The sequence below is a fragment of the Arachidicoccus sp. genome (genome assembly GCF_050436765.1).
Taxonomy (GTDB): Bacteria; Bacteroidota; Bacteroidia; order Chitinophagales; family Chitinophagaceae; genus Arachidicoccus.
This window is the reverse complement of the sequence record NZ_JBNQGD010000273.1, coordinates 1-11,622: the sequence shown is the minus strand read 5'-3', so window position 1 is coordinate 11,622 and position 11,622 is coordinate 1. Positions and strand designations below refer to the sequence as shown.

Below are 11,622 nucleotides of genomic sequence, written 5' to 3'. Positions count from 1 at the left end.
AGTTTATTTTCAACAACTAAGTGTAGTTGATACGTACCAGTATCGGACAAAACACCAGAGATGACTCCATTAGAAGCATTTACATTTAAGCCTTTGGGCAGGTCTTCTATTGCGTATGTCAAAGGAGTTTCGCCTGTTGCCGGTATCTTATATAAAATTGGATGACCCGGTCTTACACCAAAGATACTTGCGCCATTTATTCTCGGCCTAGGAGACGTTTCCCGTGTCAATATATAAGGAAAAGGCTTATTCTCGTCTAGGTGTAAACCGGAACCGTTCTCCGTAAAATCAGTCTTGATAATTATCCCCTGCTTTTGCGGAACATTTAATGTAATCGTTTTTTTCTCCAAAGGATTTAATTCCAATTTATTGGAATGAGAAATAATATCCCGTCCAATTTCCGCATCATAAATGGCATAGGTAAACTGCCCACTAATTGTTGTATTAAAATGGTTTTTCAAATGCAAAGTGGCTTTAGCTTTCTTTGCTGATTCGTAACGAATATCATCGTTATTCATTGTCATTTTCAATCCGTTAATCCGTTCTAGAACATCTATAAAAGGTTTACCCATAAATATTCCACCTTCTCCACCACCATCATAAACACGCACAGCTATCACATTGTCTTTATCCCATTTAATAAGTTTATTCTGTAGAGGAACAGTGTATTTTCTTCCTGCAGCCCACTGGCTTTCATAACCGTTCTTTTTATAGGGGAACTTACCTGTATGTCCAATTTCAACACCGTTTAGAAAGGTTTGATCTACGTCATCAACATTTGCCAGACTGATGCGCAGACTGTCCTTCCAATAAGCTTTATTTTTTAAAGAAGATGGAATGATTATGTGAATTCGATACCAAGCATAGCCATCATAACCGGCGTGTCCTTGTTGTTCCCATATTTCGCCCAATTTTTGATTTTCCCAATTGCTGTCATCATAAGAAGCATTCTTCCAAACTGGATCATCTCCTATTTTAAACTTTGCTTCGTTTAAAGAGAGATGGAACTTATTTTGCGCATGAATAGTGATATTGTTTATTAGCAAGGTGAATAAAAGTGCTATACCGTAGGAAAGTTTTATATTTTTCACCATAAAAAATTTCATTTAAAAAATTTACCTATTCATACCCGCCCTTCATGAAATTATGTCTATTTTGACCTAAAAAAATCAATCCAGCTCTCACAGAATCTTATAATGAATGAGGCCAAAAATATTTTAATTATTAAAAACCACATTCTCCTATTTTGCTAAATAAGCATAGAATATTAACCAAAAGAAGAAAGCAAAAACGGATAATAAAAAGTTAAATTCCGGCAACTAATCTTTTCACAACGACCATAGCTTTACAAGCTTAATTGTAAAAGCATATGAAAGAACTAATGCCAAAAGTCGAGAAAATAAAAACGACTTATCCATTATTTGTCAAAAAGACGCTTGTAATAGCTTGTGTAATATTATTTTCAAGCCCTCTTTTTGCCCAAAAATCTACACAGGGAAAGGAAATAACCGGACAAGTATTAAACGAGCAACAGCAACCTTTAGAAAAAGCTTCTGTAAAAGAAAAAGGAAATCAAAAAAATGGAACTACCACAGACGATAAGGGTCATTTTCAACTACATTTAATCGACCCTAAGGCAGACATCATCATTAGTTACGTTGGATATGTAGATGCCGTTATTAACAGCCAAAAAAACAGTGATAATCTAACTATTGTGATGCAGCGGGATGAAAAGGACTCATCTGATGCTGTCATTGTAATTGGATACCAAAATGTAACGAGGAAAAAAAATACGGCAGCCATCTCCAGTATATCAGGAAAAGAAATTCAAGATTTGCCTGCGGCCAGCTTCGACCAGCTTTTGCAAGGGCGGTTATCCGGTGTTAATGTACAAAATTACTCAGGAGAACCTGGCGTTGCTCCCACGGTTTCTGTAAGGGGGAATTCAAAGATCAGCACCACTTATGATCAGTTTAATGTTATTAGTTCCCCTCTATATGTAATTGATGGGGTGCCACAACCCACTGAGAGTTATTCTTCCGGAGATGTAGGAACCGGAACTAACTATTTGGGGGGCGTAAATCCGAATGATATAGAATCTATTGATGTATTAAAAGACGCTTCAGCTGCGGCCATTTATGGCTCTCGGGCAGCCAATGGCGTAATTTTAATTACTACTAAAAAAGGCCAATCTGGAAAACCTAGAGTAAATGTGGACGGTTATATTGGGATTACACAAAAACCCGAACTGAGAAATGTTGATCTGGGAACAACAGAACGACGATTAAAAATGCAACTTCTTTCAGCGCAGCTAACCTATAATCAAAAACAACAACTGCCGTATATGCTAACGGACAGCTTGAATCCTGCATTTAACGCCAATACTGATTATCAGTCCATGTTCTATCAAACAGGCATTATCAATAATGTAGATTTAGGTATGACTGGCGGTGGAGAAAATAGCACCTATCGCTTTAGTGCTAACTACTATGACGAAGACGGCATTATCAAAGCAACGGGCTTTAAGCGTTATACCATGCGCTTAAATTTAATGTCGCATGCACTCAAAGGAAAAGTAAGCCTGAACCCACTAATCGTATTTTCAAGAATGGATCGTAGCAGAGGCAATGGCTCGACCGGTCAACCGATCAGTTTGGCAGCCGGATCTATGCCTTCTTCTCTTTTTAATTTAAGCCAGGACAAGAAAGATTATATACTGGGCGCTTACAATAATGCACTCGACAAGAACTCTAATACACAGTTTACTTTCAATATGAATATCGGTGTAAACTTCAGTGATCATTTTAAACTCACTTCACTTTCTGCCTATCTTTACAATACATCAAGAAGAGACTGGAGCAGAACCAATGAGCTAAATAACGGTAATGGTAGTTCTTCAAGCGCCTACGCCGACAACGAGTCAAATATTTCTACTTCTAACTACTTAACCTATACAAACTCTTTCGGCAAACACAACATCAATTTAATCGCAGGTCAGGATATCCAATACGACTTGTGGCAACCTATTTCTGCTTACGGTTATGGCGGAGTTTCCGATGCGATACAGGTTGTTAACGGTTATAATCAAGATAAAATATCTACATCATCTGATTATCAATCTTATGGGATACTGTCTTATTACTCAAGATTATCTTATGATTTTAGTGGAAAATATTTATTGGCTGCGTCCATTCGCGCGGATGGATCTTCTCGTTTTGGATCCAATAACAAGTGGGGGACGTTCCCCTCAATCTCTGTCGGATGGTTATTATCTGAGGAAGGCTTTATAAAAAACAATTTACCTACTATAACTTTGCTTAAGTTGCGGGCAAGTGTAGGTACCACTGGTAGCTTACCCAGTTCCAATTATCTTCAATATAACCTATATAATATAAATGCTGCCGGCTATGAAGGCAACGCATCTGCTACAAGTTATAATGGAATCACTTCCATAACTCCCAATTTTGCAAACGGCGCCGCCCAGCCTAATCTAAGTTGGGAAAGATCAACCCAATGGAACTTGGGCTTGGATATTGAAACAGGACATGGAAAATATAGCGGATCAATAGATGTCTTTAACAAAGAAAATAAGAGACAGCTATTTTCTATCAACTTACCCGTCAACTCAGGATACCAGACCGCCTTAACCAATGCAATCGGCGTACGTAATTATGGAGTGGATTTTACGCTTTCAGCAAATCCACTATCTAGTAATTCTCCCATACAATGGTATTCACGAATAAATTTATCTTATAGCAAAAGTGCCATAATGAATTTACCTAACGGAGGTAGAGATTTAGTAATGGCCTATGATCGCTTCAATAAATCTCATATTTTGTCAGTGGGCAGCCCTGTCAATGCCTTCTATTTGTATAAGACACTTGGTGTATTCTCAACAGATGCGGATGTACCCATTAATCCATTGAATGGCGCCAAGCTTTCCGTAGGTACGGGACCTTTTTTAGCAGGGGAGTTCTATTTAGCAGATCTGGATGGTGATTATCAGATAGACCCGTTTAATGACGGCATTAACCCTGACAAACTCCCCATTGGAGACCCAAACCCTCGATTTACCGGAGGTTGGACTAATAACCTCACCTGGAAAAATTTCACCGTTGGATTATTTTTCACCTTCATCTTCGGCCGCGACGTACTGGATTTATATAAGGCAGACTTGTTCAACACCTTTGCAGGTCTTGGAACGGGAGCTGTTGGTGGACTGGCACAATATGCCTTACCCGCCTTTGAGAATATAAATATATGGAGGAAGCCAGGTGATGTAGCCCAGTATGCCAAACTGGATTTAGGCACCTATAGGTATTATTACCGTAGTGATCAAACTTTTTTCCTTACTAGTGGAGATTATTTAAGGCTAAAAAGCCTGAGTTTATCTTATAACATTCCTGCTACTATTTTAAAGAAATGGGATCTAACTAAATTCCGGTTATTTGCAGTTGTAGATAACCCTGCAAGATGGCAAAAATCTAAAGACTTGCCTGATGCGGAGAACGTAAATGCCTATGGAGAGTATGATGGCAATGGCTACCCTATACCAAGCAAATTTACATTCGGCCTTGAGGTTAATTTTTAAAACATTTATAGCCACCAGTACATCCAAATCAGTAAAAACTAAAAATATAATAATGAAAAGTTTTTTAATCAAAAAAGAAATACATTTTATTACAGTTGCCACACTCCTTTTCTTTTCAACTATATTCAGTTCCTGCCAGAAAATTTTAAATCAGGAACCTAAAAATTCTCCTTATTTACAGGTTTTCTGGAAAAGTGTAAGCGACTGCCAGTCAGCACTATCCGGGGATTATAGTTTACTTCGGGCCGCATTATCTTATAAAGAAGACGGCTATTATATGTATGGAGATGCAGTCCCAGGGAATTATTTTACCATACAATACAACGGAGATGGGCTAGAAACCATTCAAACTGGAGATTTCACGACAACCTATAACGTAACTTCACTCGGCAATTGGAGTAGATTTTATCAAGTGATTGCCATGAGTAATTTGATTCTCAAAGAAATACCTACCATCGACAATAAATTACTTGAAAATGATGTGGATGATGTAGAAACTTTTAAGAATAGTATTATGGGTCAGGCGCTCTTTATACGCGCCTATACTTATTTTACCTTAACAAGAATATGGGGAGATGTACCCTTGGACATTCAATCTTATGACAATCCAATCAATGCACCACAATTAGGAAGATCAGACAAAGATACGGTAATGGCGCAGATAGAAAAAGACTGCCACCAAGCTGCTAAGTTGCTTGATTGGGGCTATGAAAACGAGGAAGATCGCGCCGTTACTGCTAATAAAGGGGCCGTGTATGCGTTACTGGCACACTTATATTTATGGCGTGCAACCATGTCTAATGTAAGTTCAGATCAACCGATTATGAAAGACGTCAATAGTGCCGACACAACGATTGACAAATTAATGGCCAATGGAGGATACAGCCTAGCAGATACAGCTTCATATGCTAAAGTTTTTATCGGACAATCTTCTGAGTCTATTTTTGAAATCAATAGAAGCGAAGACGACAGAGAAGGAGACAATGCAGCCATTGGACTGGGGTTCTTACCCACAAAATATTTAGCAACCGCGGGTGACAATCCACGATTCTACGTGGTAAAGGACTACCTCTCAACACATTTTGGATTTGGAGGTGGCGAGTGGGTGTGGGATAGCAATTCCAATCAATGGGTATGGAATACGGCTTATGACTCTACAGACGTCCGGTATCGAAAGATCTTTACTGAAGTAGCGCAAACCCAACCGGTATGCTTAAAATATAGTAATGTAGTTTATCGAAATCCGTCCGCCAAAACCGACCCCTACCTCTCTAATAATATGATCTTATTACGCTATGCTGATATGGTTTTATTAAAAGCAGAAATTGCCATTTATAAAAACAATCTACCGGCGGCCATAAATATCATAGACAATCTAAGGCAAAAAAGAGGCGCAAATCCCAATAATGTTATAGATCCCAATAGCACCAGAGATGATGTAATGTACCAATATATTCTGGAAAGGGGCAAGGAATTGTATTTGGAGGGGCAATTATATTGGGACTTATTACGAACAAGAACTTACGGCGATTTCATTACATGGATGAGTCCGGCACGCTTTAGAAAAGAAGGATTTTACTGGCCTGTAGATCCTTCACTTTTCAGCGATAACATCCATCTTTCTCAAACTAACTATTGGAAAGGCAAGCTTTAAAATCTAAAATAAACAATATGAATTATAAATATTTCAATCCGATTGCAGCATTATTACTGATGGTCATTTTTCTTTCAGTTAGCTGCAATAAAGATAATTACAAATTCGACGGTGGTGTTTCTAACCCGCATGTAAATATGTCAACTTACGATTTCTTAAAGTCAGACAGCTCCTTTAGTTCACTCGTGCATTTGATTGACCGGGCAGGATTACAAGATAAAGTAAATGGAGATATAACCCTTTTTGCTGTAACTAATTATGGTGTAGATCAATGGGTGTCAGCCAAAAAAGAATCATCGAACTTAATGATGAAAACATTACTTATACCATTGACAGCGTTCCACTGGATCAATTCAAAGATTCTCTATTGACCTATATGTTTACAGGCAAAATTAACAGAGATGACATGACACTTAAGGGAAAACTTTACAATAGCTTATTTGGCGTTATTTCCAATATAAGTTTTTTGATCAAATTACGAAGAAGCACATCAGACTATAGCACCTTCCTAGATCATGTTGATTACGTAAATTTTACTAAAGTCATTGGCAGCAGAGACGATCTGATAGATGATCAGTCGACTATCCCTGAAAACGAAAAAGACATTTCTTATGATTGCCAGACCTCGGGAATTATCACCACCACCGGCATTATTCACGTACTGGACGGTCATCATCGTTTATTCTTTAATACAGAGCCTACGGCTGATCATTAATTAAATCCAACATTGCTCATACATATAAAAATTATATTAGAATGAATAAGAATAAATATTTGTATATTTTATATTTAGGAATAATTTTCGCTGCATGCACGAAAATAGTTCCCGGTTTTCTAAGCGATACTTTGGGCTACACACAAAAAGAAATTATTTGCACCCGGGGTCTCGCTTATGACGCTTCCGAAAAAATAAATTTCGATGGTTCCACTCCCCCCGTCAAATTTGAGCTAATCAATTTAAGAGACAGCTTAACAGGGCAATCAGCGCCTAAAGAGTTTGATTCTACCTATGATGTGACTCAATTTAAACCCGGCCAAACCTTTGATGCACAGACCGACACCACCATAGCATTATTAAATGCAAAAAGAGAATCGGTAAAACTTAAACCTTATTTTTTTAATCAGGTTAGCGGGCAATTTGTATTTAACCATGGATCCGCCCATTTACCTACCGGTATGTACTGCTTTGACATCAAGGCCACAAATGTTCATGGCGTTAAAATTTATCCTTCGGCTGGTTATATACACGTATTGGATCCAACCGATGACGACTTATATGAAGTCGTATATACTGCGTGTAGTGCTTCAAATGACGCAACAGGAACTTTTACAACTATGAAAAATATAAAATTCTCTATTACAAAAATCAGCAGCGATAATGCTATCACAATCGTTAAAATAGTTGATAAAAACGGCGTACCGTTTAACCCAAAAAATGGCGAAGTTATTACAAGAGGCGATCGTCCTTACTTTGGCACCTATGCCAAATTCCATCCGATAACTTATACAGATACTGCAATGATTTGCAATTTCGAGGTAGCCCCTTTTCCTTTAGCCAATTACGTCGACAATGCCGGCACTGATTGGGGATTCCTGCAGTATTATCGTATTCCAAGTAAATATATAGCTATAGACAATATGCCCAGCACCAATGGGTTTTCCGCAAATCCGGTATTTTCGTTTCAGCTAAAACTCGAAGGCACTTATGAGATAGTCGTTCAAATGACAGATGCAACGCACAAATAATCTTCCATAGTTCATTTGCAAAATGGAATTCGATTTTTGCGATGACCGGATTTTAACCAAATAAAACAATAATTTAACCTTTTTGGGCTAAATTATATATAGTGTAAAAAATTGTATTAACTTGGTGAAAGAATGATTTGCCTTCTTTAATAAATACGTCTGCTATGAAAGTATTACAATTTACCATCCCTATTAAACATGATACGACCATAGTTTCAAGAACTGATATGTTGCCCTACTTTTACCCGTATTTGCATAAACACAAAGAAATGCAAATAACATGGGTCAAAAAGGGGCATGGAACGTTGGTCACAGGCGGTAACATGCACTTGTTTCAAACTAATGAAATATTTATTATAGGTGCGGATCAGCCTCATGTATTTAAAAACACATCTTCTTATTTTGCAACACCAAAAAGCAAAGCAATACTTTCATTGGACATATTCTTCGACCCTACCATTATCAGCAATTCACTCTTAAATATACCAGAACTTAAAAATCTGCGTGCCTTTATTCAAAAAGCGCAATATGGCTTTAAAGTACCGGAGCATACCGTAAAAAAAGTCTCTGCAAAAATGAACCTGATAAAACATTTGGATAATGGTTTAGAGCGAACATTACAGTTCATCGAGCTATTAAATTTACTAGCCTCTATCCCTGCCATGGAAAGTTTATCTGACAGCATCTCCTCTGTTTACAACAACGAGAATGAAAGCATTCGCATTAGTCAGATTTATAATTACATCTTGCATAATTATGAGAAAAACCTTACATTGGAAAATATCGCCCAACAAGCCTATATGACACCTCAAGCTTTTTGTAGGTATTTCAAAAAACATACGAGGCAAACATTTGTCTCCTTTTTGAATGAAGTGCGCATCAATGAAGCAAGGAAAATATTTGCTCAAGGTAACTTTGAAAGCATTTCAAGTGTTGCTTACAATTGTGGATTTAATAGCATAACAAATTTTAACCGGGTATTCAAAACTATTACATTACAGGCACCTAGTCATTATATAGAATCATTAAATAAAAACATTCTAGAAAATGCAGTGTAAAAGTTTATCATAGATTAATGCAAATAAAAGTACCCAACTGAGATTACTCATTATTTTAATCAAATTAACTGAAAGGCTAAAATCTTTTTCGCGGTCATTTTTTTATGATTAAATTATTGACAAAATAATCCCATCGTTTTCTATCAACATAAGGAATATAGGCATTAGGATAGCCATGATGAGCACTTGGAATAATTAAAAGGTCAAAATACTTCCCAGCTTTAATCAATGCTTCGCTCAATTTAAAAGTCTCTGAAGGATTTACATTTTCATCAATACCACCGTGAATCAATAACAATTTACCCTTAAGCTTTGGGGCCAGGGTGATATTTGACTCTTCTTGATATATCGAATCTACCGGCCACCCCACATACATCTCAGGCCACCAAGCCTTTTCCATTCGCCAATCGTGATCCCCAGATTCTGCTACTGCTACTTTGTAACAATTATTAAAAGCCAGTAAAGCGTGTGCAGCATCATATCCCCCAGCAGAATGGCCATATATGCCAACACGGGTTGTATCTATCCAATTAAATCTCTTGCCCAACTGCCTAATGGCCAAAACATGATCGGCCAAATTATTTCCCATATTTCTATAGGACCAGTCGTGAAAGGATTTAGAACGACCGGAAGAGCCCAATCCATCTACTTGCATCACTATAAAACCCAACTCAGCCAATGACTGAGCGGATGCATAGAAAGAATAAAGAGCCTTGGAAAAAGTATTGGGAAACACATTGGTTTGTGCACCGGTGTATGAATAATCGATTAATGGATAATGAATATTTTTATCAAAATTGGTGGGCTTCCACAAAGCGCCATAAATAGTGGTCTTCCCATCGCGAGCGGTTGCGGTAAATATTTGTGGATATTGCCAGCCCATCTTTAAAATATCCAGGATATCTGCGCTGTCTATGGCAATTATTAATTTATCATTTGAAGTACTTCTTAGCAGCGATTTTGTCGCAGAGGTAGCAGAGGAGCAATTATCAACAAAATATTTTTTGTCTGGAGACAAAGTTATTTCGTGATTCAACGCTTCAGGGGTTAACAATTGTAAGTCCCCACCATTCAATTTTATTTTATAGAGGAAGTTATAGTATGGATTAATATTTTCTTCTTTGCCTGAAGCGGTAAAATAAATAAAATCATTATCCACATCAACAGAGATAATATCTTTGACAACAAAATTGCCACTAGTAATTGGCTGCGTTTTACCTGTTTTCCAGTTTACCAGGTATAATTGATTCCATCCACTCTTTTCTGAACTAATGATCGCAATATTTTTCTTTTCTATATAACGAAATTGTGTATTGCTTTCCACATAAGTCTTACTGCTATCTGTCAATACCGTTCTTACTTTCCCTGTTTCAGGATCGACTTCTATGACATCCATCTGTTTATAGCCGCGATGGTAATATAACCCATATAAATGCTTTCCATCTTGAGTCCAACGCAAATTCACACCTAAATAATGTGGCAAAGCAGGTAAATCTATCTTACTCATTTTCCCTGTTTGCGCATCGTAAATAATGGGGATATAATCTACATCATTGGAATCACCCGGAGAGGCACGATAATAGGACAACAAAACAGGTCGATACATTGTATCCATAGACCAGTTGAGCAAATACATCTTTTCTCCCTTTCTAGCATCCAATATTTGCGTTAGTATCTTTTTACCGTCAGGAGACCATTGTGCAAAGAGATGTGCAACGGGGCCTTTATCTTCCCCGACCATCACATCCCCCCAACCATAGTCACTGCCATAAAGAAATAGCTTATTACCATTTGAAGAGAGTTGTCTAACATTTGTTCCATCACTATTTTCTAAAAAGAGATTACCACCCCTAGTGTAAACTACTTCTTTCCCATTGGGAGAAATTTCGTGATCTCCATCGAAATCTCTATTTTTTTTACCAACAACAGGTGTGATTTGATCATTTTCCAAGTTTACTTTATAAGCTTTCCCTTCCGAATAAAAGGAGAAATGATCTTTATCCTGCCAGTGTAAATAATTAAGAGATAGTTTTTTCGCTAAAACTTTATCATGTAAAGCTTGGCTCAAAGCGTCTGCCAAACGCTGCTGATCAAATGATGGCCGCTTTTCTTTCGCATGAAATAAAACCGTATAATATTTTTCCCCATTTCGTGTACGGGTACTATATGCAAACCCAGAACCATCCTCAAACCATTGAGGACGAACATATGAATGGTAGATATGTTGACTTAAATTACTCCAGGAAAAATTCTCAGCGCGCTGATAAGCAAGAGCAGTAGGCAGTTGAGGAGATTGCGCAAAAGAAAAACTAATAGAAAAACATAGGATGACTATAGATATATATTTTTTCATTTTATTACTTGTTGAACAAAATTGTCTTTAGATATCAATGAAGAGAGCCTAATGAGCGATTTCTTTATAAAACTTCCATTGAGATGAATAGTCTCTTTGCAAAGGTATTTTTTCCAATATCGCGCGCACCATTTCTATAGGCATATTGTTTTGCTTTAATATGTCTTGATGAAATTCATTATTGCTCATTTTACCACTATCTACCAATTCATGATGAAGT

General features: G+C 37.3%; 8 protein-coding genes. 6 read left to right on the top strand and 2 right to left on the bottom strand.

Features of this window, described 5'->3' with window-relative positions; translation table 11 throughout:
- On the bottom strand, positions 1-1,094 hold a 1,094-nt coding region (locus ACQR30_RS11900; RefSeq protein ID WP_429735356.1), incomplete at its 3' end, for a putative Ig domain-containing protein.
- A gap of 275 nt (positions 1,095-1,369) precedes the next feature.
- Here ACQR30_RS11900 and ACQR30_RS11895 point away from each other — a divergent pair.
- From ACQR30_RS11895 to ACQR30_RS11870, 6 genes are all read left to right on the top strand, one after another.
- The gene (locus ACQR30_RS11895; protein WP_429735354.1) at positions 1,370-4,591 is read left to right on the top strand and encodes a SusC/RagA family TonB-linked outer membrane protein; all 3,222 of its coding nucleotides are present in this window, start codon (positions 1,370-1,372) and stop codon (positions 4,589-4,591) included.
- 52 nt (positions 4,592-4,643) lie between these two features.
- Positions 4,644-6,245, top strand: coding sequence for a RagB/SusD family nutrient uptake outer membrane protein (locus ACQR30_RS11890; protein ID WP_429735352.1), 1,602 nt, complete (start codon positions 4,644-4,646; stop codon positions 6,243-6,245).
- A 17-nt stretch (positions 6,246-6,262) separates the two neighbouring features.
- Positions 6,263-6,616: a hypothetical protein gene (locus tag ACQR30_RS11885; protein WP_429735350.1), complete on the top strand. Its 354-nt coding sequence runs from the start codon at positions 6,263-6,265 to the stop codon at positions 6,614-6,616.
- Between the two features lie 35 nt (positions 6,617-6,651).
- Complete coding sequence (locus ACQR30_RS11880) at positions 6,652-6,960, top strand: hypothetical protein (protein WP_429735348.1); 309 nt, start codon at positions 6,652-6,654, stop codon at positions 6,958-6,960.
- Between the two features lie 41 nt (positions 6,961-7,001).
- On the top strand, positions 7,002-7,991 hold the full coding sequence (locus tag ACQR30_RS11875; protein ID WP_429735346.1) for a hypothetical protein: 990 nt from the start codon (positions 7,002-7,004) through the stop codon (positions 7,989-7,991).
- 164 nt (positions 7,992-8,155) lie between these two features.
- Positions 8,156-9,049 (top strand): AraC family transcriptional regulator, encoded by an 894-nt coding sequence (locus ACQR30_RS11870; protein ID WP_429735344.1) that lies wholly within the window; start codon positions 8,156-8,158, stop codon positions 9,047-9,049.
- A gap of 94 nt (positions 9,050-9,143) precedes the next feature.
- Here ACQR30_RS11870 and ACQR30_RS11865 read toward each other — a convergent pair whose 3' ends face one another.
- The gene (locus ACQR30_RS11865) at positions 9,144-11,402 is read right to left on the bottom strand and encodes a DPP IV N-terminal domain-containing protein (protein WP_429735342.1); all 2,259 of its coding nucleotides are present in this window, start codon (positions 11,400-11,402) and stop codon (positions 9,144-9,146) included.
- Positions 11,403-11,622: the final 220 nt, after the last annotated feature.

What these genes read in the sequence shown, in the direction of transcription:
- ACQR30_RS11885 (WP_429735350.1), top strand. Translation starts at nt 6,263, where the DNA reads ATGAATTATAAATATTTCAATCCGATTGCAGCATTATTACTGATGGTC.
- ACQR30_RS11870 (WP_429735344.1), top strand. Translation starts at nt 8,156, where the DNA reads ATGAAAGTATTACAATTTACCATCCCTATTAAACATGATACGACCATA.
- ACQR30_RS11895 (WP_429735354.1), top strand. Translation starts at nt 1,370, where the DNA reads ATGAAAGAACTAATGCCAAAAGTCGAGAAAATAAAAACGACTTATCCA.
- ACQR30_RS11875 (WP_429735346.1), top strand. Translation starts at nt 7,002, where the DNA reads ATGAATAAGAATAAATATTTGTATATTTTATATTTAGGAATAATTTTC.
- ACQR30_RS11865 (WP_429735342.1), bottom strand. Translation starts at nt 11,402, where the DNA reads ATGAAAAAATATATATCTATAGTCATCCTATGTTTTTCTATTAGTTTT.
- ACQR30_RS11890 (WP_429735352.1), top strand. Translation starts at nt 4,644, where the DNA reads ATGAAAAGTTTTTTAATCAAAAAAGAAATACATTTTATTACAGTTGCC.
- ACQR30_RS11880 (WP_429735348.1), top strand. Translation starts at nt 6,652, where the DNA reads ATGACACTTAAGGGAAAACTTTACAATAGCTTATTTGGCGTTATTTCC.